Source organism: Alistipes shahii WAL 8301, from assembly GCF_025145845.1.
Lineage (GTDB): Bacteria > Bacteroidota > Bacteroidia > Bacteroidales > Rikenellaceae > Alistipes > Alistipes shahii.
Genome location: NZ_CP102253.1, coordinates 3,568,274 through 3,590,455, shown reverse-complemented (window position 1 = coordinate 3,590,455; position 22,182 = coordinate 3,568,274). Strand labels below are relative to the sequence as shown.

The window sequence follows — 22,182 nt, the reverse complement described above, 5'->3', positions numbered from 1 at the left end:
ACAAAAGAGACGCCGGACCAAAATCCGGCGTCTCTTTTTGCGTGTGTACGGAGCCGTTAGCGCCCTTCGTCCCCGTTTTCCTTCCGGGCGGGATGTTCCCGTTGTTCGCGGCCGATCACCTGGTGAATGCCGATGCAGGCCAGTCCGCCGTAAACGACCGTGAGGATGATGAGCCACTTGATTTCGGCGAAAACCTCGGGGATCGAGGCCCCCATGGTCTGGATACGGATGAAGCCGTTGACGCCGTGGCTGCTCGGGAACAGCTGTCCGAGGTTGAACAGCCAGTCGGGAATGCCCTGGCGCGGGTACGACACGCCGCTGAGCATCAGCACCGGGATCGAGGTCCACAGCAACAGCAGCAGCGAGTTTTCGCGGTAGCGGAACAGCGTCGATACGGCGATGCCCATGGCGATGCAGGCCGCCAGATATGCCGCCATGAAGAGCATGACGACTCCCGTCGCGCCGTTCATCGGGAAGTGGAACAGCCGGTAGTGCAGGCCGAGGATATAGGTGCAGGTCACGGCGTAGATCAGCGCGTAGACCAGTCCGCGTCCCAGGACGATGGGCAGCGTCGACATCCGCCGCCGCCCTGCGGGGCAGAGTTTGCGGTAAAGTCCGAATTCGCGCCACGTGCCGCCGATCATGCCGATGCCGATCAGCATCGTCTGCTGGATGATGACCATGATGATCGCCGGCATGACGAACGTGCCGTAGCCCAGATAGGGGTTGAACAGGTTGTGCGACTGGTAGATCACGGGCTGGGTGGTGGCCTGCGCCTGCGGGATGTTGGCCCCCTTGGCGATCAGGCGCTGGAATTCGACCATCGCCCCCGTCTTGCCGATCGAGGTCACGACCTCCTGGAAAACCTGGCGGTACATCAGGAAGTAGCTGGCGTCGGCGTAGATCGCCACGTTGGCCTGCTCGCCGCCGTAGAGTTTCTCCCCGTAGTCCGACGGAATGTAGACCACGCCGTAGATTTTGCGGCCGTAGAACAGCTCTTTGGCCTCTTCCATCGAGGTCGGATTGTAGGCCACATAGGTGTTCGGCCCGGCGTTGAAGGTGTCGATCAGACTGCGGCTGGTCGGCGTGCGGCATTCGTCCACCACGCCGATCGGCACGTTGCGGAGCACCTGCGATCCGTAGGCCAGCGAGTAGGCCGTGGCGTAGATGATCAGGGCGAAAATCAGAATCAGCATCACGCCACCGTCCTTGAAGATCGTCCGGAACTCGTTGCGGACGACCGATCCGAGCTGTTTCCAGTAAGAGGCTATTTGTTTCGTAAATCGGCTCATATCACAATCTCCCCCAGAATTTTTCCTCCGTGCAGACCCTTTTCAGGCGCGGCAGGCACAGGAGCGGTAAAACGATGAACAGCGACATGTAGCAGAGGTCGGGCAGCGAGTAGACCCACGGCGTGCCGCGGAGCATCTGGTCGACGAAAATATCGGTGTAGAAGGTGAACGGGAAGATCTTGCTCACCCACTGCATCGGCTCCCACATGGCCATGATCGGGAACGTCAGTCCCGAGAAGGTGAAGGCCAGCACCGAATATCCGCCGCCGATCGAGAGCGACAGGCGCAGGTTGGCCAGCAGCGAGACGATCAGCACCGAGATCGACTGGTAGCTCAAAATGAAGAGCAGCGTGCCGACGAGAATCACCGCGAGACTGCCGTTCAGCGGCGTTCCCACGATTTTGAAGTTGATCACCAGCATCACCAGCGAGATCAGGAACATCACCGCCGTGATGGGCAGCACCTTGCCCGCGAGCGCCGCCGCGACCGAACCGTTTCCCGTGCCGAGCCATTCGCGGGCCGTGGCGTGCTTGAGTTCGGTGCCGATGGCGAAAACGGTCACCATCACCACGAAGATCATCAGCATCATGGGCATGAAACTCGGCGAGAGGTAGTATCCGTAATTGATGTGCGGATTGAAGAGCACGTGCTTGTCGAAACGCACGGGCATCAGCTGCGCCATGGCCTGCCGCTGCGTAAGCCCCTGCTTCATAAGCACCTGGAGCTGAATGCCGGCCGTGAAGGTCGTCACGGCGGTCTGGATGTCCTTCGACAGCAGTCCGTTGACCGTGATGTTCGTTCCCGAGACGTAGTTTTCGAGGTGGGTCTGGCTGTTGCTCAAAATGTTCTTCTCGAAGAAGGCCGGAATCTGCACGATGGCCATGATCCGCCCTTCGCGCATCAGCCGCTCGCCCTCGTCCATGCCCTGAATGCCGTAGGCCACCATCGCCGTCGGGGTGTCGTCGATCATCTGCACGGCCTTGCGCGAAAGCGTCGTGTTGTCCTGGTCCAGGACGGCGATCGGGATGTTGCGGATTGCGCCCTGGTTGAACAGCAGGGCGAAAAACGCGAACGACACCACGGGCAGGACGATCATCAGCACGAAATACATCGGCTGACGGGTTATCCGGCCCGTCTCGCGGCGCATCACGGCGCAGGTGTTGTGCAGGAATCCGGGCATCGCTTACTTTCCGATTTGGTCCCAGTCGACGAGCACGCTCATGCCCGGGCGCATGTTCGCGGCCTCGGTGACGGCCTTGGCCTTGATGGCGAAGGTGCGGATGTCGAACCCGCCCTGCGTGCGGGTCGCCGACCACGTTGCGAAATCGGCCTGCGGGGAGATGTAGGTCACCTCGAACTCCACGTCGCTGTCCAGCGCCGGGACGTAGCCGTTCATGCGGGTCCCGATCCGAAGGCCCGGAAGCAGCGTCTCCTTCACGTTGAAGGTCACCCACAGGTCGCTCATGTCGAGGATGGCCACCACCGGATAGCCGCTGCCGACCAGTTCGCCCTCCTCGGCGATGATCGTCGAGATCTCGCCCGTGACGGGCGAATAGACCATCGCGTCGCTGATGTACGACTCCACCTCGCTGACAGCCCCTTCGGCCTGGCGGACGCGGGCCGCGGCGGCCTCCTTGTCCTCCTTGCGGGCGCCGTCCGTCGCCATGTCGTACTGCGCCTTGGCGGCCAGCGCCGTGGCCTCCATGGCCTTGTAGTTGGCCGTGGCCTCGTCGAGCTTCTGCGCCGGAACCACTCCGTCGTTGTAGAGGTTCTGCACGCGCTCGTAGGTCTTGCGGGCCAGTTCCAGCCCGGCCTGCGCCTTCTGCCACATGTTCATCGCGGCCTCGATCTGCTGCACGCGGGCGCCGGCCAGCGCCATGGCGTCCAGCGCGGCGGCGGCGCTCTTCACGGCCTCGGCCTGCCGGAGCTTGGCCTCCAGTTCGGGCGTCGAGAGCGTGTAAAGGAGCTGTCCCTTCTCCACGCGGTCGCCCTGGGCCACTTTCATGTCGTCGATGCGGCCCGGAACCTTCGACGAGGCTTTGTAGGTGGTGCACTCCACCGTGCCCTGAATCAGCGTCGGGGTCCGTTTGGTGAGGTACCAGCTGATCAGTACGACCGAGAGGACGATGACCGCTGCGGCCGCCAGAATTCCGATTACGTTGCTTCGTTTCATATCGTTTGCTTGTTATCTATTTCGTATTGTTTGCGGGGGCCGGCGACGGGCCGTAACGTGAAGCCCGCCCTTTCCCGATCTAATTTCCGCTTCTTGAGCCGTCGAAGAGAACCGCCTGCGCGTCGTTGCGGCGCGCGTAGGACGGATATTCGTCGCTGATGCCCGCGGCCTCGAGCAGCCGGGCCAGCAGCAGGTCGTAGTTGTAGGCCGCTTGCAGCCGCTCGGTGCGCACTCCCGCGAGGTTCAGCTCGGCGTCGATCAGGTCCGACGAGGAACTCATCCCTTCGAGGAACGCGGCGTTCTTCATCCGGAGATACTCCTCGGCGAATTTCAGCGACGCGTCGATCGAGGTCATCTGGTTGCGGTAGTTCATCATCTGGTTGTAGAGTTTCTCCACCAGCACTGCGATGTCCTTTCCGGCCTTGTTCTGCAACTCGCCCACGCGGCGCACGGTCTGTTTGGCGGCCGAGTACTTGTATTCGCGGTTGAGACCGTCGAAAATCTTGATGTTGACCCCCACGCCCACGGCCCAGCGCGGCACGAGTCCCGCCACCTGGTAGTTGTAGAACGAACCGCCGCCGATGGCCGCCACCTGCGGCAGGAAATCGGCACGCTGGGCGCGCACGCCCTCCTGGGCCAGTTCGCGCTTGAGCGACACCTGGCTGAGCAGCGGGTTGCGCGCCTGCGCGAGGTCCTGATAATAGGCCAGATCCTCGACCTTCGCGAGCAGGAACATCGCCGTCACCGGACGCCAGTCGCTCTCGCGCCCCAGGGTGTTCGACAGCGCGCTGGCGATGGTCTCGGCCTGCAATTTGGCGTTTGCCAGCTCCCGTTCGGCCTCGGCCATCTTGAACTCCACGTAGAGGCGTTCGGTCTGGGCGATCATGCCGTTGCGTTCGAGCGCCCGGGCGTCTTCGAGATGCCTGCGCACGCCGTCCACCACCTGCTGACGCACGGCGACGACCTGCGTGGCGAGGGCCAGTCCGAAATAACGCTCCACGAGTTCCGAGATCAGCGCGTTGCGGGTCTGGTTGCCTTGCGCGACGGCCGTCTTCTCGTTGATCCGCGCGGCGCGGTTCGCGGCGTTGATCTTGCCGCCCATCCAGATCGGGACGGTCACCTCGCCTCCCACGAATCCGAGGCTCTGATCCTGCACCTTGAGGAACCAGTCGGCATCCATCATCGGGTTCAGAAGCCCCTGGAGCGTCGGAATCTTGTCGGCGGGGATCAGTCCGTTCTGCACGAGCGCCGTCAGTCCGCCCGCCACGCCCTCTTTGACCGGGCCTTTCAGGTCGTTGAAGTCGAATCCGATGTCCTTGGCCATGTAGGCGTATGCGCCCGTGACGTTGATCTGGGGCATGCGGAGACCGATGGCCGCGCGGCGCTGCTGCTGTGCGGCGCGCTCCTCGTAGGCCGCGGCTTTCAGCGCAGGGTTCTCCGTGAGGGTGACGGCGACCGCCTCGTCGAGCGAGAGCATCCGCCCGGCCTCCTGCGCGGACGCCGCCGCCGGGATCGTCGCCGCCGCCATGAAGGCGATCTTGACAGCTATTTTCATAGTATTCATGCGTTTATTCGACAAAGATAGATTTTCTTGCAATATCTTCTTCAGCCCGGAGGGCGTTTAGGACATTTTTAGGCCCTTATGGACACAAATCACGCCCGTTTCACCTTCCGAGGTGGGCGTTGGCCCGGCGCACGCCTTCGGCCAGTTCGGGATAAACCCGCACGTCGACACCCGCTTCGCGCAGCGTCTGCGCCCCGCGGCAGCGGACGAACCGGTCGGGTTCGTACAGCGCAAAGACCACGCGCGCGAATCCGTGGCGCAGGATCAGCTGCGTGCAGCTCTCCGGCTCGCTCTTCCGCTGCGAGCACGGCTCCATCGAGGAGTAGATCGCCGCCCCGCGCAATTCGGCGCCCGCGTCGAGCGCCTTGCGGATCGCCTCCTGCTCGGCATGGTGCGTGGGCGAAGTCTCGTGGGTGTAGCCCGTGAAGCTCCTCCCGTCGGGAAGCGCCACCACGGCCCCGACGCAATAGGAGGTCCGGCTGGGCACGCACCGCAGCCCTTCGGCCACGGCCTGCGTCAGGTAGCGGAGGTCTTCGTCCCGGGTGTCGGGACGAAGCGTGCAGGTCGCAACCTCCATGCCGCCCAGATTCTCCCGCCGGCATGCGGCCCCCTCCGGGACCTCGAACCGGAACTGCGCGCCGCCCCGCTCCGGTCCCAGCGTCAGCTGCGGATTGACCGCCCGGCGCACCGTGTCGGCCATCCCTTCGGCGAGGAACATGCGCAGGACGGAGGCTCCCCCCTCGACCAGCAGACGCTCCACGCCGCGCTTTTCGAGTTCGGTGACGATCGCTGAAGCCGTAATTGAACCGTCGCTTGAAATAACCTCTGCAACGCCTTTCAATTCCGGAAGTTCCTTTTCTGAAAACACGTAGCGGTCTGCGTCGCCCTCCGTGAAGAAGCGCATCGACGGCGAGAGCCGTCCCGAGTGTGTGAGGGTGACTTTCGTCAGGTCGGGCCGCATGCCCCGGGCACGGCGCAGTTCCCGCGCCGCGGCATCGCGCAGGAGCAGGGCGGGATCGTCGCGCCGCAGCGTTTCGGCTCCCGCGAGGATCGCGTCGTGCGAGGCCCGAAGGCGCAGGACCGCCTCCCAGTCTTCGGGCGTCGAGATCATCAGCCGCCGGGGACTGTTGTCGTCCAGGTAGCCGTCGGCCGTCGTGGCGAAAGATAGTGTTATCTGCATCGTTTCAAGGTAAACAGGGTGACTTCGGGCCATGCGCCCAGCCGCATGGGATATGCAACATATCCCGTGCCGTCGTTGACATAAAGTGTGTGGCGGCCCGTGTCGTAGCGTCCGCTCCAGTGTTTGTAGATCCATTTCGCGGGCGACCATCCGCGACCCCAGGGCCTGATTTTCAGCTGCATCGAATGCACGTGCCCCGAGAGCGTCAGATCGCCGTAGCCGGCCTCGACGATCTGTTCCCAGAGCTGCGGGATATGTACGAGGGCGATGTTGTAGAGCGAATCCGGAACTCCGGCGTAAGCCTTGGGAATGGCCGTTCCCGGCAGGTCGCGGTCGTGGCGGCGTTCGCGCAGCGCGGGGTCGAACGACAACCCCGTGAGCGAGATGCTGTCCGCACCGCGTCGCAGGTAGACGGTCGTGTCCTCCAGGACGGTCCACCCCATCGCCCGCTGGCGCGCGACCACTTCGCGGGCCTCCCCGGCCGCCGGGAAACGCAGCGAATCCTTGATGTAGGTTCCCACGTCGTGGTTGCCCGTGACCGACCAGACCGGGCCTGCGATCCGCCGCAGGAGCGCCGTGGTGCGTTCGTCCAGCTCTCCGGCGCGGATGTTCACCAGATCGCCCGTGAAGAACACCGCCTCGGGGCGCTGCGCGTTCACGCTGTCGGCCAGCCGCGTCAGTTCGCGTTCGGGACGGACGAGGGTCCCGACGTGCATGTCGGTGATCTGCACGAACCGGAAGCCGTCGAAGGCCTCGGGAATGCGGTCGGAGCAGATCTCCACCCGGTTGACGCGGATGGAGGTGCGTCCCCGGGTCGTGCCCCAGAGGGCGAACAGCACGAACGCGCAGGCCGCGACGTAGCCCGTGCGGCGCAGGTTCACGAAGTTGAACGCATAGAACGCCAGACGCGGCGGAACAGTGACGATCCACGCCCAGAACAGCCACATATAGAGGTACATCAGCTCCGGACCGTTGTCGCGGCTCAAGGCGCCTATGAGCGACGAGAGAATCGGCAGAGCGTCGGTCGCGGCGACCCACGCCACGAGTGCGCGGCGCACGGGCTGCTTCCGGCGGCGGCGACGGCGGAAATGGATGAAATCGGCGGCGATGGCCGTCAGGGAGAGTATCGACGTCAGAAAAAAGAGCATATACCTTTTATTTATATTCGGCAAAGATACGAAAAATTGCTTTTCCCGCGGTTTTCTTTGGCATACAACTTGCTGATTTGTCCGATGAGTTACAACTCTTTGAGAACGAGCAAGAACATTAATAAAACCAAATTCATTCGGCTTATGAAAACATTTCGACTTTTAATCGTGGCTCTGCTGCTTGCAGGTTCCGCGTCGGCGCAACGTTACGAACGCAAGGCCATGCGCGGCGAATATTCGCCTACGGTCTACCTGATCTCGGTGCAGGAGGTGGACACCATCTACAACTACGGGCCTTATGCGATGCAGCAGGCGGCGGCGCTCAACCGCATGGCCATGGACAACGCCACGCAGGACTACATCGAGACCCACCGTCCGGGCTTCCAGCAGGTCGAGAAACCGCAGTTCGTCTTCGCCACGAAGAACAACCGTTTCTCCTTCTCGCTGGGCGGTTTCGTCAGCCTCCGCGCCGGGTATGACTTCGACGGCATCGTCGACAACATCGACTTCGTGACCTACGACATTCCCGTTCACGGCAGTTACGATACCAGGCAGAAGCTGATGATGGACGCTTCGACCTCGCGTCTGTTTATGAAGGCCATCACCAACACCCGTGCGCTGGGCCGCGTGGTCGTGTTCATGGACGCCGACTTCCGCGGAGGCGCCGAGGGCAGCTACACGCCCCGCCTGCGTTCAGCCTACGTGTCGTTCCTGGGCTTTACGCTGGGTCGCGACGTGACGACCTTCTGCGACCTTTCGGCAGCCCCGACGACCATCGACTTCCAGGGTCCCAACGCCTATAACTTCAACTTCGCCACGATGATCCGCTACGAATACGCCTTCGCCGACAACCACCTCAAGTTCGGCGTTGCGGCCGAGATGCCCTCGGTCAGCGGCACCTACAACGACAATTTCGCGACGCTGAAACAGCGCGTTCCCGATTTCCCGGCCTACTTCCAGTATGCCTGGGGCGCCAACCGCGACAGTCACATCCGGGCTTCGGGCGTCGTGCGCAACATGTACCTCCACAACCTCCGCACGGGCAACAACACCTCGCTGCTGGGATGGGGCGTGCAGTTCAGCGGCACGATCAAGGTGGCGCAGCCCCTGCGGCTCTTTATGAACGGCGTCTACGGCAAGGGCGTCACCCCGTATATCCAGGACCTGACCGGCTCGGGGCTCGACTTCACGCCCAATCCGGAGAACGCCGACCAGATTCAGACCATGCCCATGTGGGGATGGCAGGCCGCGGCCCAGATCAACCTGACCCCGCGTCTGTTCATCTCGGGAGGCTATTCGACCGTCCGCGTGCAGCGCAGCCACGGTTTCTACTCCGACGACCAGTACAAGCAGGGCCAGTATATCTTCGGCAACATTTTCTATTCGATCACCCCGCGCTGCAAGGTGGCCGGCGAGTACCTCTACGGTTCGCGCAAGGACATGTCGAACGACAAGGGACACGCCAACCGCGTGAACGTGATGCTGCAATACAGTTTCTGACGACACCGTATATTAAATAGTATTGAGTATTTTCGGGCGGCTTCTTCGGGAGCCGCCTTTTTTGCGGACCCTGACGTGCGGTTTCGTTCGCCCGGTCCCATTCCGACGATCCGGGATTATGCCGCTTTTCGGTCGGCGGTTAACCGCGGCCTTCGCCCGCGGGGTGTAGACCTTTTGATGGCAAAAGGTAGCACCAAAACCATCCGCATGTCGCTTTCGCGGGAACGGCGCTCGGCTACGCTAAAACGGGCGCCTTCGCGGGTTTGCGAGCAAACCGGCCCCGTTTTTTAACGCTCCGCCTTCGTGCCGTTCTTTTTCCGCTGCAAGCGATAATGCGGACTACTTCGCGCCGCGTTCCGCGGCGATGGCAGGATTCTGCGTTTCCGATCCAGCCGTTGCGCCTCTTCTCACGCCGCCACAGGCGGCGAAAGATCCCGGCTCGATGCCGGAGCCGTCAAACGAAGGCCCGGCTAAAAGTGATAAGAAACGGGGCAGGGGCGCGTGCGTCCCCGCGAATAGGCGCCCGTTTCGAACGTTAGACGGGACGAAGTAGGCGAAGGCATCCGCCGGGGAGTTTTTGGTACTTTTTGCGGCCAAAAAGTACAAAGTACCCCGCGTGGGAAAACCGCAATTCTGCCTTTTGCCGTCGGCATCCGCAAACGAAGCCGTTCCGCCAAAATAAACGGCCCGACTGTTGCACGGAACGTTTTTTTTTGCTACCTTTGTCTTGACGATTCGCCTGCGTGCGGATTGTTTGCTTTGCTTCACGTGAAAACTGCAACTTTCAAATGTCGAGGCGAAGGTGCAAGGATGCTCCGCGAGTTGTCGGCCCACGGCCCGCAACGAGAGGTTCTGACTTGCTTGTTATCGAAACTGCGCGTTACGGGCGTGGGTTCCTCGTATCTGTATTCGGCATGGGTTGTTGCAGACCTTCACGTGAGTATGGGTATCTTGGGGCCTGCGCCTTTCTTTTTCGAAAGCGCCGGCCCGGCCATACGGACCGGCGGCTGAACGTTGCGTCACTGCTTTTTGATTCTTCATGGAGTATGTAACCGCCGGTCCTTTTTTACCTTCCGGGGTTTTGCCGAATCGCATGCGGTTCGGATTTGCAACGGTCCGACTTTTTCGTACCTTTGGTGTCGTAACGACACTTTCAGGAGGTCGGGAGGTTTTGCCGAATCGCATGCGGTTCGGTTTTGCAACGCTCCGACTTTTTCGTATCTTTGTCATCGGACCAATCGACATCGTAAACATATGGAAGAGACGAACCACGCGATAGCCCGCTGGCTGACCGAAGCCGGATGGAGCGAAACGTATGTCAATCTGGCTGTCAAGGCAGTCATTATCCTGGGCATACTCGTCGTCGCCTATGCGGCGGCGGTTCTGTTCCGCCGCCTGGTCGTTCCGCTTCTGCAAAAAATCAGCGCCCGGACGAAAGCCGTGTGGGACGACCACCTTTTCAGCGACAAGGTGATGCACCGCGCGGCGCGCCTGATTCCGCCTCTGATCTGGTACGTCCTGCTCCGGGTGGCTTTCTACGACACGCCCGTTTTGCTGAACGTGCTGCACAAGGCCTGCCTGATCTACCTGATCGTCGCCGTCCTGCAACTCGTCGCGGCGTTCCTCGATACGCTCTACGAGATCTCCAGCCGCCACGAGACGCTGCGCAACCGTCCGCTGAAAGGCGTTTACCAGATGATCAAGCTGCTGGCGGTATGCGTCGGGGCGATTCTCATTGTCAGCATCCTCATCGGGCAGGACGCCACGGCCGTACTCGCGGGACTGGGCGCTTCGGCGGCCATCATCATGCTGATTTTCCGGGACAGCATCCTGGGGCTGGTCGCCGGCGTGCAGCTCTCGGCCAACGACATGCTGCGCCCCGGGGACTGGATCACGATGGCCAAATACGGCGCCGACGGCTATGTGACGGAGGTGACGCTGACGACGGTCAAGGTGCAGAATTTCGACAAGACCATCACCACCATCCCGCCTTATGCGCTGGTCAGCGATTCGTTCCAGAACTGGCGCGGCATGTGGGACAGCGGCGGACGGCGCATCAAGCGGTCGCTGCTGATCGACGCCAGTTCGGTGCACAACTGCACGGCCGCGGAGCTGGCAGCACTCCGCGAAAAAGGGCTGGCCGGGACGACGCCCGACGCGGAACCCGTCGTCAACCTCTACGCCCTGCGGGAGTACGCCGCGCGTTACCTGAAGGGTCACCCGGGCATCCACCCCGACCTGATGCAGATGGTCCGGATGCTCCAGCCCACCCCGGAAGGCATCCCGGTCGAGGTCTACTGCTTCACCCGGGAGACCGACTGGGTGGCCTACGAGGCCGTGCAGGGGGCTGTTTTCGACCACCTGTTCGCCGTCCTTCCCGACTTCGGCCTGCGGGCCTACCAACGCTCCTCCGACCGCGATCCTCAATCCTCCGAATCTTGATTTAACGGATAAAAACCATGGAATTTTTAGCGCAATACAACCTCACCGGAATCGTCATCGGCATCGCCACCTTTCTGATCATCGGCATCTTTCACCCGATGGTCACCAAGGGCGAATACTATTTCGGGGTGAAAATCTGGTGGCTGTTCCTCGTGATGGGAATTGCCGCCGTCGCCGGTTCGATCGCCGTGCGGCACATCCTCTGGTCGACGCTGCTGGCCGTGTGGGGCGCCTCGTCGCTGTGGTCGATCGGCGAACTGTTCGAACAGCGCGAGCGCGTGGCCAAAGGCTGGTTTCCGAAGAACCCCAAGCGGAAATAGCATGCGCGCACGCCGGATATGCCTGCTGACGGCGCTGACCTTTGCCGCCGTGTGCTGCACGCCCGCGGGAGGCCCTGCGCCCGTCGCGCCTCCGCCTCCGGCCGGCTGGTCGGGACCGGGGCCCGTGCCGCCGCCCCGGCGGATGCGGTTGTTTTTCGGCGGCGACGTGATGCAGCACATGCCGCAGGTCGATGCCGTGCGCCGCGGCGACGGCTTCGACTACGAACCCGTTTTCCGGACGCTCGCGCCCCGCATCAGGGCCGCCGACCTGGCCGTGGTGAACCTCGAAACCACCCTCACGCGCCGCAGCCGCTATACGGGCTATCCGCTTTTCCGGTCGCCCGCGGCGCTGGCCGACGCCCTGCGCGACGCAGGCGTGGATGTCGCCGTGCTGGCCAACAACCACTGCTGCGACAACGGCGCCGAAGGCATCCGCACGAGCGTCGAGGAACTGGACCGCTGCGGAATACGCCACACGGGTGCGTTCGCGGACAGCGCTGATTACAAGAAAAATAACCCGCTTTACCTCACGTATTGCGGCATACGGCTGGCGATCGTCAATTACACCTACGGAACCAACGGCATGCCCGTTCCCGAGGGTACGGTGGTGAACCTGATCGACACGGTGCGCATGGCCGCGGACCTGGCGGCGGCACGCGCCTCGGGGGTCGATTTCATCGTCGCGTGCGTCCATTGGGGCGACGAATACCAGCGGCGCGAGAACGCCGCGCAGCGGAGTTTGGCCGCGTTTTTGCGCCGTCACGGAACCGATGTGGTGGTCGGGAGCCATCCGCACGTGATTCAGCCTTGGGTGGCCGATTCGTCGCACGTGGTGCTCTACTCGCTGGGCAACCTCGTCTCGGGCCAGCGCCGCCGCTACACCGACGGCGGTCTGGTGGCCACGGTGGAGGCCGTCCGGCATCCCGAGGGGCGGATGACATACCGGCTCGAAACGACGCCCGTGTGGGTCAGTGTGCCGGGCTACCGCATCCTGACGCCCGAGGCCGCCGACACGATGACGCTGCCCGCGGCCTACGGGATTTTCCGCGCCGACCTCGACGCGCTGCCGGGAAACGGCTTATAGGTAAACCGAATGGCTCCATAGGAAGAAACGATGGCGTTTTTTTGGAGATTGTTTCCGGAAATCGTTATCTTTGTAACAGTAAGAATGCACACACATTAAACAATACGACATTATGGAAAAGAGCATCAAAGGTACGCGTACCGAACAGAATCTGCTGAAGGCATTTGCCGGCGAGAGCCAGGCCCGCAGCCGCTACGTATTCTTCGCCAGCAAGGCCAAGAAGGAGGGTTACGAACAGATCGCAGGCGTTTTCGCCGAGACCGCGGAGCAGGAGAAGGAGCACGCCGAGCGTTTCTTCAAGTTCCTCGAGGGCGGCGACGTGGAGATCACGGCCAGCTACCCCACCGGACCCATCGGCACGACGGCCGAGAACCTGCTGGCTGCCGCCAAGGGCGAGAACGAGGAGTGGGACGTGCTGTACCGCGAATTCGGCAAGGTCGCCGAGGAGGAGGGATTCACGGAGATCGCCACGGCGTTCAAGATGATCGCGACGGTGGAGGCCGAGCACGAACGCCGCTACCTGAAGCTGTTGAGCCGCCTCACGGACGGCAACTTCTTCAAGCGCGACGGCAAGATCTGGTGGCAGTGCCGCAACTGCGGCTTCGTCATCGAGGCCGAGCAGGCTCCGCTGCTGTGCCCCGCCTGCAAGCATCCCCAGGCCTATTTCGAGCCGAAGAAGGAGAACTATTAGTCCGCCTTGCGGCCCGCATACGAGTCCCGTCTCTTCGGAGACGGGGCTTTTTTATTTCCGCTGCATGTGCGGACGTGCAAATATTCGGCCCCCGGAGACTTAAAATTCCGGATTTTCTCCGTATCTTTGCAAGAATCCTTATTTCGGACAATTCAAACACAAGATATGGCAGACGAAAAAATCATCTTTTCGATGGTCGGCGTAAGCAAGACCTTCACCAACCAGAAACGGGTGCTCAACAACATCTACCTCTCCTTTTTCTACGGCGCGAAAATCGGCATCATCGGCCTGAACGGCTCGGGAAAGTCGACCCTGATGAAGATCATCGCCGGAATCGACAAGAACTTCGACGGCGAAGTGGTCTTCTCGCCGGGCTATACGGTGGGTTATCTCGAACAGGAACCCAGGCTCGACGACTCGAAGACGGTCCGCGAGGTCGTCGAGGAGGGCTGCGCGACGACCGTGGCGTTGCTGAAGGAGTACGAGGAGATCAACCAAAAGCTGTGCGAGCCGATGGACGACGACACGATGGCCAGGCTGATCGAACGTCAGGGCGAGCTGTACGAGAAGATCGACCAGTGCAACGGCTGGGAGCTGGACAGCGTGCTGGAGCGCGCGATGGACGCCCTGCGGTGTCCCGATCCCGACGAGCCGGTGAAACACCTTTCGGGCGGTGAGCGCCGCCGCGTGGCCCTGTGCCGCCTGCTGTTGCAGCAGCCCGACGTGCTGCTGCTCGACGAGCCTACGAACCACCTCGACGCCGAGTCGATCGACTGGCTCGAACAGCATCTCCAGCAATACAAGGGTACGGTGATCGCCGTGACCCACGACCGTTATTTTCTGGACAACGTCGCCGGGTGGATTCTCGAACTCGACCGCGGCGAGGGCATTCCGTGGAAGGGCAACTACTCGGGCTGGCTCGACCAGAAGACCACGCGCATGGCCATGGAGGAGAAGCAGGAGTCGAAGCGCCGCAAGACCCTCGAACGCGAGCTGGAGTGGGTGCGCATGTCGCCCTCGGGCCGCCACGCCAAGTCGAAGGCCCGTCTGTCGGCCTACGACAAGATGATGAACGAGGATACGAAACAGAAAGAGGAGAAGCTCGAAATCTTCATCCCCAACGGTCCGCGTCTGGGCGACGTGGTGATCGAGGCGCACGACGTTTCGAAAGCCTTCGGCGACCGCGTGCTGTACGAGGGGCTGGATTTCTCGCTGCCCCCTGCGGGCATCGTGGGCGTGATCGGCGCGAACGGCACGGGCAAGACCACCCTCTTCCGCATGATCATGGGCCTCGAAACTCCGACGAGCGGCTCGTTCCGCGTGGGTCCCACGGTGAAACTGGCCTATGTGGACCAGCAGCACAAGTCGATCGACCCCGAAAAGACGGTCTTCGAGGTGATCTCGGGCGGTCTGGACCTGATGACGCTGGGCAACCGGCAGGTCAACGCCCGCGCCTATGTCGCCCGTTTCAACTTCTCGGGCGCCGATCAGGAGAAGAAATGCGGCATGCTCTCGGGCGGCGAGCGCAACCGCCTGCACCTGGCCCTCGCCCTGAAGGAGGAGGGCAACGTGCTGCTGCTGGACGAACCGACCAACGACATCGACGTCAACACGCTGCGGGCGCTGGAGGAAGGTCTCGAAAATTTCGCCGGATGCGCCGTGGTCATTTCGCACGACCGCTGGTTCCTCGACCGTATCGCCACGCACATCCTCTCGTTCGAGGGCGACTCGAAGGTGGTCTTCTACGAAGGCTCCTACTCGGAGTACGAGGCGTGGAAGAAGGCCCAGGGCGGCGACACGCAGCCCCACCGGGTGAGGTACAAAAAACTGATCGCGGATTAGTTTTTTGTATCAATTGAAAATTAGGAATGAAAAATTAAAATTTGTTTTTGCCATGCAGAAACCTTCGATTCCCAAGGGCACGCGCGACTTCTCCCCCGCGGAGATGATGCGCCGCCAGTATATTTTCGACACGATCCGCCGGGTGTTCCGCGCCTACGGGTTCGCGCCGCTCGAAACTCCCTCGATGGAGAACCTCTCGACCTTGCTGGGCAAGTACGGCGACGAGGGCGACAAGCTCCTGTTCAAGATTCTCAATTCGGGCGACTACGCCGCCGGACTGTCGGACGAGGAGGTGCGCAGCGCGTCGAAAATCTGTGAAAAAGGACTTCGTTACGACCTTACGGTGCCTTTCGCGCGTTACGTCGTGCAGCACCAGGGCGAACTGACGTTTCCCTTCAAACGCTACCAGATTCAGCCCGTGTGGCGCGCCGACCGGCCGCAGAAAGGCCGCTATCGCGAATTCTACCAGTGCGATGTCGACGTGATCGGCACGCGCTCGCTGCTGTGCGAGGTCGAATTGGTCGAGATCGTCGAACGGGTGTTCAAGGCCCTCGGCATCCGCGTGGCGCTGAAGATGAACAACCGCAAGATCCTGTTCGGCATCGCCGAAGCCATCGGCCATGCCGACAAGATGATGGACATCACCATCGCCATCGACAAGCTGGAAAAGATCGGACTGGACAACGTGAAGGCCGAACTGATGGAGCGCGGCCTGGATCGGGAGGCGGTCGACAAACTTCAACCGATACTTGAGTTGAGCGGCGACAATGCACAGAAGCTCAACCAGCTGAAAGAAGTGCTCGCTGTTTCGGAGACGGGCATGAAGGGCATCGAAGAGATGGAGACCGTCTTCGGCTATGTCGGGCGGCTGGGCATCGGCCTCACGGTGGAGCTGGACCTCTCGCTGGCACGCGGTTTGAACTACTACACCGGAGCGATCTTCGAGGTCAAGGCCCTCGATTTCGCCATCGGCTCGATCTGCGGCGGCGGCCGTTACGACGACCTGACGGGAATTTTCGGTATGCCCAATATGTCGGGCGTGGGCATTTCGTTCGGTGCGGACCGCATTTACGACGTGATGACGGGACTTTCGCTCTTCCCCGAGGAGGTCAACAGTTCGACCCGCGTGCTGTTCGTGAACCTCGGCGCGGAGGAGGAGGCCGCCGTGCTGCCGCTGCTGCGTCAGCTGCGCGGGCGTGAAATCGCCGCCGAAATCTACCCCGAGGCGGGCAAGATGAAGAAGCAGATGGAGTACGCCAACCGCCGCGGCATCCCCTATGTGGTGATCGTGGGGTCGCAGGAGCTGGAGGCCGGGGCCGCAACCGTAAAGGATATGCGCACGGGTGAACAGCGGCAGGTTTCGTTAGACAAGCTGGCAACCGAAATCTGCAATTCATAATCGAGAATTCGGGATTGCAGGGTTGCGGAAGCCGACCTGCGGGCTTTTGCCGCAAAGTCGGATTGTGAATTATGAATTGTGAATTTTGAATCGAATCATGCGCCGATTATTCGTCATACTCGCTACCCTCTCCGTCCTGCCCCTCGCGGCGCAGAACGAGGACGATGCGCGCCAGTTCCAGAAACTCGCGCAGGTTTTCCGTTATCTTTCGGGTCTTTACGTCGACGAGGTGGAGATGAAACCCGTCGTCGAGGGCGCCATCACGGGCATGCTCGAAGAGCTGGACCCCCACTCGGCCTACATCGGCGCCGAGGAGATGAAGGGCGTGCAGGAGAGTTTCGACGGGGAATTCAGCGGCATCGGCGTGGAGTTCAACGTCCTGCGCGACACGGTGATCGTGGTGAACACCATCGCCGGGGGACCAGCCGAACGGGTCGGCGTCAGGGCCAACGACCGCATCGTGCGCATTGATACGCTCGACGCCGTGGGGATGAGCCGCACGGACGTGCCCAAACACCTGCGGGGCAAGACCGGCACGAAGGTCGGAATCGACGTCGTGCGCCACGGCACGCCCGGACGGCTTCATTTCGTGATCGTCCGCGACAAAATCCCCCTGAACACCGTCGACGCCTCCTATCTGGCCGGCGAGGGCATCGGCTATATCAAGGTCAACCGCTTCGGCCGCACCACGATGGACGAATTCACCGAGGCCTACCGCAAGCTGGGACGGCCCGAAGGGCTGATCCTCGACCTGCGGGGCAACGGCGGCGGCCTGCTGGAGCAGGCGATCGGGATGGCGGGATTCTTCCTGCCGCGCGGCGCGGTGATCGTCTCGACCGAGGGGCGCGCCGTTCCGGCGTCGTCGTTCCGCACCCAGACCAACGGCGAGGACCTCAAGGGACGTCTCGTGGTGCTGATCGACGAATCGTCGGCTTCGGCTTCGGAGATCGTCGCAGGGGCCGTGCAGGACTGGGACCGCGGCGTGGTCGTAGGCCGCCCGAGCTTCGGCAAGGGTCTCGTGCAGCGGCAGATCGGGCTTTCGGACGGTTCGGCCGTGCGCATCACCGTGGCCCGTTATCACACCCCTTCGGGCCGCGTCATCCAGCGTCCCTACGAGAAGGGGAAGCGCCGCGAGTACTACCTCGACCACCTGCGCCGTTATGACGATGCCGCACGTGATTCGCTCGACGCGGCGGCCCCGGCCTACCGCACGCTCCGCACCGGACGCACGGTCTACGGCGGCGGAGGCATCCGTCCCGACATCCTCGTCGAGGCCGACACGGCGGGTTTCTCGAACTACTACGGCGAACTGATCCGCCGCGGCATCGTGGCCGATTTCGTGGGCGACTGGCTCGACGGTTCGCGCGACAGCCTCTCGCGCCGCTACGCCTCGTTCGAGGCCTTCGACGCCGGGTATACCCCCTCGGACGAGGTTCTCGAAAGGCTCACGGCGCTCGGTGAAAGCCGCGGCGTGAAGTTCGACGCCGAAGGGTTCGCCGTCTCCGAACCCCTCGTGCGCATGCAGCTCAAAGCCCTCGCGGCGCAGCGGCTGTTCGGCACGGGAGCCTATTTTCGGATCATCAACCCCGCCGCAAGCCCCGCCTACGCCCGGGCCGTGGCGATTCTCGAAGATTGGGACAAATCGGGCCAGCCGGTTCTGGAACCGTGAAAATAGCCCTTCAAGTTTTTGGAAATTCGCTTTTTTTTGCGTATATTCGTAGATACGAGCGTGTGCTGAAAAAGCTGAAACCAACCCAAAAACGAAACCCATGCTATCCCCAACCCATCTCCGTCGCGAAGGCGAGGATTACGAAGCCCAGATTCTTTCCAAAGCCGTAAAGGCGGGCCGCCGGACCTATTTTTTCGATGTCCGGGCCACGCGCGGCGACGACTATTTCCTGACCATCACCGAGAGCCGCAAAATCACGGCCCCCGACGGCACGTCGAGCTACGACCGCCACAAGATATTCCTCTACAAGGAGGATTTTTCGAAATTCGCCGACGGTCTGCACGAGGTCGTCGAGTTCATCCGCCGCAGCAAGGCGTGCCCCGAGCCGGAGGAATAGCCCGTTCCGATCCGTTTCGGAGCGCGCGGGAATCGGCCGCCGGCCCGGTTCCGCCGTAAGATGCGCCGGAGTCCGGCGACAGCTCCCGGGAGGCGGCGGACGCTTTTCCGCCCGGGATGTCCCCGGACCTGCCGGGGAGAGGGAAAACGTCCGGCAGCGGTTGTTTGGGACGAATGTGCGCCCTGCACAGCGCGGCATTCCGAAAGGAGCGGCGCCGACTGCGGGAAATCCCTCCGCGGCGGAGGCCTATCCGCACGGGATGTCCCCGGACCCTGCCGCAGGGAGCGGGAGAACGTCCGGCAGCGGTTGTTTGGGACGAATGTGCGCCCTGCGCAGCGCGGCATTCCGAAAGGAGCGGTGCCGACTGCGGGAAATCCCTCCGCGGCGGAGGCTTATCCGCACGGGATGTCCCCGGAACCTGCCGGAGAGCGGGAGAAGGTCCGGCAGCGGCGGACGCAGGTGGGTGCGAAAAACGGCAGGCTCCCGAAAAATTGATGAAAACTTAATTTTCGGAACGCGGGCGTTCGTCTTTTATCCCCTATCTTTGGCTGCGCCGAAGATACTCCGCCTGAACAAAATCGCAAACAAGTTTGCTTTTGTATCCGGCTTATTCGTATCTTTGCGTTTAAAACCAAAATACGCAAACAGACCATGAATTTTTCCCGGTACATCGTACTTGCGCTCAAAGGGTGCGCCATGGGTATGGCCGACGTAGTTCCCGGCGTCTCGGGCGGTACGATCGCTTTCATTTCGGGTATCTACGAAGAACTGCTCGACTCGATCCGCAGCGTCAACGCCACGGCGCTCAAGCTGCTGCTGAAACTCCGCCTCGGCGAGTTCTGGCGTCATATCAACGGAAGTTTCCTGCTGCCCGTGCTGCTGGGCATCGCCATTGCGATCTTTTCGCTGGCTCGCCTGATGACCTATCTGCTGACCTACCACCCCATCGCCATCTGGTCGTTCTTCTTCGGGTTGATCATCGCCTCGGCGCTGCTCGTCGCCCGGCAAATCGGACGCTGGGACTGGCGGAGCCTCCTCGCGTTCGTCGCAGGGGCCGCCGCGGCCTGGTGGATCACCGTCGCCACGCCCGCAGAAACCCCCAACGACTGGTGGTTCGTGATGCTTTCGGGCGCCATCGCCATCTGCGCCATGATCCTGCCCGGCATCTCCGGGGCCTTCATCCTGCTGCTGCTGGGCAAATACCAATATATCATGCAGGCCGTGGGCGATCTGAACATTCCCGTCATCGTGATCTTCGTCGTCGGAGCCGCGGCGGGCATCATCTCCTTCTCGCACCTGCTGTCGTGGCTGCTCAAACACTGGCACGACGTCACGGTGGCCGTGCTGATGGGCTTCATGGTCGGCTCGCTCAACAAGGTCTGGCCGTGGAAGGAGACCGCCGAGACCTACCTCGACAGCCACGGCGTCGCACAGCCGCTCGTCCAGCACAACGTCGCTCCCGGGACCTTCGAACAGCTCACCGGCCAGCCATCGCAGCTTGTGCAGGCGGTTCTGCTCTGCGTCGTCGGATTTCTGGCCATCTACGGCATCGAACTGCTGGCGCGCATCATCGTCAAAAAAGAGGAGAAGTAACCCATGCGACGCTTCGGACTGATCGGACGCCCGCTGGGGCATTCGGCTTCGGCCGCCTACTTCACGGAAAAGTTCAACAGAGAGGGGGTAACCGACTGTGAATACTCGCTTTACGAACTCGGGTCGATCGGAGACCTGCCCGGTCTGCTGGAGCGTCTCCCGGAGCTTTGCGGGCTGAACGTCACGATTCCCTACAAGCGCGACGTAATGGCCTTTCTGGATTCGGTGTCGCCCGAGGCCGAGGCCATCGGGGCCGTCAACTGCATCCGCCGCACGGCGGACGGGCGTCTCGCGGGCCACAACACCGATGTCATCGGCCTCCGGGCCGCGCTGAACGAACTGCTGGGCGCGGCCCAGCCCGTGCAGGCTCTCGTGCTCGGCACGGGAGGCGCTTCGCAGGCCGTGCAGTATGCCCTTGCCGAACGCGACATCCCCTTTGCGCTGGTCTCGCGCGAAGCGGCGAAAGGCAACTACACCTACGATGATCTGCCGTGTGAGGCAGTGGAAGCCAGCCGGTTGATTGTCAACGCATCGCCCGTGGGGACCTACCCCAACGTCGATGCCGCGCCGCGTATCCCCTATGCCTATGTCACGCCGGAGCACTACCTGCTCGACCTGGTCTACAATCCGCCGCTGACGCAATTCCTCGACTACGGCCGTCAGCGCGGGGCGCATATTCTGAACGGGCGGACGATGTTCGTCGGGCAGGCCGAAGCCTCGTGGCGCATCTGGAATGCTTAAAGCGGGGCTTTAAATAAATCTTATAATGTTATGAAAAACCGCTTGTTGTCGATATTATTCGTTCTGCTTGCCGGAACGGGAGCGGTCTTCGCGCAGTCGGAGGTGACGCCTCCCGCATTCAACGGCGCGGTGATCAGGGTCTTTATGACGCGCATGGCCGCCACGGTCGAGAGGATTGCCATTGAGCAGCAGATTCCGGCGGACTCGATCTCTCCGGTCGTGGGCATCGCCCTGCAAATCGACAAGGCGGGAAACGTCGCGGAGTGGCGCTACATGGACAATACGCAGGAGGGCCGCGACCATGCGGAGTTCGCTCCGGCGACGGCGGCCACCCGCCGGGCGATGGAGAAGGCGTACGACCGTCTGGGCGGAACGTGGAGTCCCGCGACGCTGGCCGACGGAAGTCCGGTCTCCTACACCTCGCGGATGACGATCCGCATTCCGGTCGAGAAGATCCGGAGGGCGCAGGACGCCGATCCGCTGCTCTTCATGGGGGAAAATCCGGACGAGAATTTCCACGCGTGGGCCAAGATGCGTGTCCGCTACGACGGGCGTTTCACGGAGAAGGGCGTGGAGGGAGTGGTGCACGTGCGGTTCTACATCGAGCCGGACGGGCGCATCGCCATCGGCGAGGTCGTGCAGTCGCCCGACGAGCGGCTGACCAAAGAGGTGCTCCGCGTCATCCGCAGCAGCAAGGGCAAATGGACGCCCCGCAAGGTGCGCGGCGTGCCCCAGCGGACGGCCTACGAATACCGGGTCAACTACCACAACAACTGAACGAAAAGCTCCGCCGTGCAGCGGAGCTTTTTCATGGGGTTCTTATCGGTGGTGGAGCATCGCCTTCGCCTTCTCGTAGTCCTCTTCGCGGACGACAATCTGGGCGGGCATGGTCCCTATCGGGTAGATGGCCGACATGTATTCGTTGCGGATCGTCGACCAGATACCGGCGCTGTCGAGCATCGACTTGGCGATCTCGGCCTCTGTGATGGTGTTGTACTCCGCCAGTACAACCAACGTGTCGTCTTGCATAATTCTTCGGTTTTTGGTTCGGTGTTTAAAGTTAAGCATTTTATCGGTAAAATGCAATAGCCCTGCCATGAATTCTTCAATAAAAAAACATTATCTTCGTCCGGAACCGGAGAGGGGC

At 62.0% G+C, this 22,182-nt stretch carries 19 protein-coding genes; 12 read left to right on the top strand and 7 right to left on the bottom strand.

Annotated features, from left to right (window positions below; genetic code table 11):
- Nucleotides 1-56 precede the first annotated feature (56 nt).
- The 6 genes from NQ492_RS15230 to NQ492_RS15205 form a co-directional block, all read right to left on the bottom strand.
- On the bottom strand, nt 57-1,292 hold the full coding sequence (locus NQ492_RS15230; protein ID WP_015546117.1) for an ABC transporter permease: 1,236 nt from the start codon (nt 1,290-1,292) through the stop codon (nt 57-59).
- A 1-nt stretch (nt 1,293) separates the two neighbouring features.
- Nucleotides 1,294-2,472 carry an ABC transporter permease gene (locus tag NQ492_RS15225; protein ID WP_015546116.1) on the bottom strand — a complete coding sequence of 393 codons (1,179 nt, stop codon included), beginning with the start codon at nt 2,470-2,472 and terminating at the stop codon, nt 1,294-1,296.
- 3 nt (nt 2,473-2,475) lie between these two features.
- Nucleotides 2,476-3,465 carry an HlyD family secretion protein gene (locus tag NQ492_RS15220; RefSeq protein ID WP_015546115.1) on the bottom strand — a complete coding sequence of 330 codons (990 nt, stop codon included), beginning with the start codon at nt 3,463-3,465 and terminating at the stop codon, nt 2,476-2,478.
- A gap of 79 nt (nt 3,466-3,544) precedes the next feature.
- Nucleotides 3,545-5,020: a TolC family protein gene (locus tag NQ492_RS15215; RefSeq protein WP_015546114.1), complete on the bottom strand. Its 1,476-nt coding sequence runs from the start codon at nt 5,018-5,020 to the stop codon at nt 3,545-3,547.
- A 109-nt stretch (nt 5,021-5,129) separates the two neighbouring features.
- Nucleotides 5,130-6,209 carry a dihydrofolate reductase family protein gene (locus tag NQ492_RS15210; RefSeq protein WP_015546113.1) on the bottom strand — a complete coding sequence of 360 codons (1,080 nt, stop codon included), beginning with the start codon at nt 6,207-6,209 and terminating at the stop codon, nt 5,130-5,132.
- Nucleotides 6,200-7,357: a metallophosphoesterase gene (locus NQ492_RS15205; RefSeq protein WP_015546112.1), complete on the bottom strand. Its 1,158-nt coding sequence runs from the start codon at nt 7,355-7,357 to the stop codon at nt 6,200-6,202. The genes NQ492_RS15210 and NQ492_RS15205 overlap by 10 nt, the downstream gene beginning before the upstream one ends.
- 144 nt (nt 7,358-7,501) lie before the next feature.
- On the opposite strand from NQ492_RS15205, the gene NQ492_RS15200 reads away from it, so the two are divergent.
- From NQ492_RS15200 to NQ492_RS15145, 12 genes are all read left to right on the top strand, one after another.
- Nucleotides 7,502-8,857, top strand: coding sequence for a DcaP family trimeric outer membrane transporter (locus NQ492_RS15200; RefSeq protein WP_044053971.1), 1,356 nt, complete (start codon nt 7,502-7,504; stop codon nt 8,855-8,857).
- Between the two features lie 1,254 nt (nt 8,858-10,111).
- Nucleotides 10,112-11,299 carry a mechanosensitive ion channel family protein gene (locus NQ492_RS15195; protein ID WP_015546111.1) on the top strand — a complete coding sequence of 396 codons (1,188 nt, stop codon included), beginning with the start codon at nt 10,112-10,114 and terminating at the stop codon, nt 11,297-11,299.
- Nucleotides 11,300-11,316: 17 nt separating this feature from the next.
- A complete protein-coding gene (locus tag NQ492_RS15190) occupies nt 11,317-11,619 on the top strand; it encodes a DUF4491 family protein (protein ID WP_015546110.1) in 303 nt (100 codons plus the stop codon).
- A 1-nt stretch (nt 11,620) separates the two neighbouring features.
- Complete coding sequence (locus NQ492_RS15185; protein ID WP_229104321.1) at nt 11,621-12,703, top strand: CapA family protein; 1,083 nt, start codon at nt 11,621-11,623, stop codon at nt 12,701-12,703.
- A 112-nt stretch (nt 12,704-12,815) separates the two neighbouring features.
- The gene (rbr, locus tag NQ492_RS15180) at nt 12,816-13,394 is read left to right on the top strand and encodes a rubrerythrin (RefSeq protein ID WP_015546108.1); all 579 of its coding nucleotides are present in this window, start codon (nt 12,816-12,818) and stop codon (nt 13,392-13,394) included.
- A 165-nt stretch (nt 13,395-13,559) separates the two neighbouring features.
- Nucleotides 13,560-15,236: an energy-dependent translational throttle protein EttA gene (gene ettA, locus NQ492_RS15175; RefSeq protein WP_015546107.1), complete on the top strand. Its 1,677-nt coding sequence runs from the start codon at nt 13,560-13,562 to the stop codon at nt 15,234-15,236.
- A gap of 52 nt (nt 15,237-15,288) precedes the next feature.
- Nucleotides 15,289-16,635: a histidine--tRNA ligase gene (hisS, locus tag NQ492_RS15170; RefSeq protein ID WP_015546106.1), complete on the top strand. Its 1,347-nt coding sequence runs from the start codon at nt 15,289-15,291 to the stop codon at nt 16,633-16,635.
- 97 nt (nt 16,636-16,732) lie between these two features.
- The gene (locus tag NQ492_RS15165; protein ID WP_015546105.1) at nt 16,733-18,304 is read left to right on the top strand and encodes a S41 family peptidase; all 1,572 of its coding nucleotides are present in this window, start codon (nt 16,733-16,735) and stop codon (nt 18,302-18,304) included.
- Between the two features lie 100 nt (nt 18,305-18,404).
- Nucleotides 18,405-18,701 (top strand): DUF3276 family protein, encoded by a 297-nt coding sequence (locus NQ492_RS15160; RefSeq protein WP_015546104.1) that lies wholly within the window; start codon nt 18,405-18,407, stop codon nt 18,699-18,701.
- A 651-nt stretch (nt 18,702-19,352) separates the two neighbouring features.
- Complete coding sequence (locus NQ492_RS15155; RefSeq protein WP_015546103.1) at nt 19,353-20,294, top strand: polyprenyl-phosphate transporter; 942 nt, start codon at nt 19,353-19,355, stop codon at nt 20,292-20,294.
- 3 nt (nt 20,295-20,297) lie between these two features.
- Nucleotides 20,298-21,035, top strand: coding sequence for a shikimate dehydrogenase family protein (locus NQ492_RS15150; RefSeq protein ID WP_015546102.1), 738 nt, complete (start codon nt 20,298-20,300; stop codon nt 21,033-21,035).
- Between the two features lie 30 nt (nt 21,036-21,065).
- Nucleotides 21,066-21,812, top strand: a complete 747-nt coding sequence (locus NQ492_RS15145) for an energy transducer TonB (RefSeq protein WP_015546101.1) — start codon at nt 21,066-21,068, stop codon at nt 21,810-21,812.
- Nucleotides 21,813-21,854: 42 nt separating this feature from the next.
- Here NQ492_RS15145 and NQ492_RS15140 read toward each other — a convergent pair whose 3' ends face one another.
- A complete protein-coding gene (locus NQ492_RS15140) occupies nt 21,855-22,064 on the bottom strand; it encodes a putative signal transducing protein (protein ID WP_015546100.1) in 210 nt (69 codons plus the stop codon).
- Between the last annotated feature and the right edge of the window lie 118 nt (nt 22,065-22,182).

Bases quoted from the DNA above. Each gene is read 5' to 3' on its own strand.
- NQ492_RS15215 (WP_015546114.1), bottom strand. From the start codon at position 5,020: ATGAAAATAGCTGTCAAGATCGCCTTCATGGCGGCGGCGACGATCCCG.
- hisS (WP_015546106.1), top strand. From the start codon at position 15,289: ATGCAGAAACCTTCGATTCCCAAGGGCACGCGCGACTTCTCCCCCGCG.
- NQ492_RS15145 (WP_015546101.1), top strand. From the start codon at position 21,066: ATGAAAAACCGCTTGTTGTCGATATTATTCGTTCTGCTTGCCGGAACG.
- NQ492_RS15230 (WP_015546117.1), bottom strand. From the start codon at position 1,292: ATGAGCCGATTTACGAAACAAATAGCCTCTTACTGGAAACAGCTCGGA.
- NQ492_RS15150 (WP_015546102.1), top strand. From the start codon at position 20,298: ATGCGACGCTTCGGACTGATCGGACGCCCGCTGGGGCATTCGGCTTCG.
- NQ492_RS15200 (WP_044053971.1), top strand. From the start codon at position 7,502: ATGAAAACATTTCGACTTTTAATCGTGGCTCTGCTGCTTGCAGGTTCC.
- rbr (WP_015546108.1), top strand. From the start codon at position 12,816: ATGGAAAAGAGCATCAAAGGTACGCGTACCGAACAGAATCTGCTGAAG.
- NQ492_RS15210 (WP_015546113.1), bottom strand. From the start codon at position 6,209: ATGCAGATAACACTATCTTTCGCCACGACGGCCGACGGCTACCTGGAC.
- NQ492_RS15195 (WP_015546111.1), top strand. From the start codon at position 10,112: ATGGAAGAGACGAACCACGCGATAGCCCGCTGGCTGACCGAAGCCGGA.
- NQ492_RS15185 (WP_229104321.1), top strand. From the start codon at position 11,621: ATGCGCGCACGCCGGATATGCCTGCTGACGGCGCTGACCTTTGCCGCC.
- NQ492_RS15155 (WP_015546103.1), top strand. From the start codon at position 19,353: ATGAATTTTTCCCGGTACATCGTACTTGCGCTCAAAGGGTGCGCCATG.
- NQ492_RS15165 (WP_015546105.1), top strand. From the start codon at position 16,733: ATGCGCCGATTATTCGTCATACTCGCTACCCTCTCCGTCCTGCCCCTC.
- NQ492_RS15160 (WP_015546104.1), top strand. From the start codon at position 18,405: ATGCTATCCCCAACCCATCTCCGTCGCGAAGGCGAGGATTACGAAGCC.
- NQ492_RS15205 (WP_015546112.1), bottom strand. From the start codon at position 7,357: ATGCTCTTTTTTCTGACGTCGATACTCTCCCTGACGGCCATCGCCGCC.
- NQ492_RS15190 (WP_015546110.1), top strand. From the start codon at position 11,317: ATGGAATTTTTAGCGCAATACAACCTCACCGGAATCGTCATCGGCATC.
- NQ492_RS15220 (WP_015546115.1), bottom strand. From the start codon at position 3,465: ATGAAACGAAGCAACGTAATCGGAATTCTGGCGGCCGCAGCGGTCATC.
- ettA (WP_015546107.1), top strand. From the start codon at position 13,560: ATGGCAGACGAAAAAATCATCTTTTCGATGGTCGGCGTAAGCAAGACC.
- NQ492_RS15140 (WP_015546100.1), bottom strand. From the start codon at position 22,064: ATGCAAGACGACACGTTGGTTGTACTGGCGGAGTACAACACCATCACA.
- NQ492_RS15225 (WP_015546116.1), bottom strand. From the start codon at position 2,472: ATGCCCGGATTCCTGCACAACACCTGCGCCGTGATGCGCCGCGAGACG.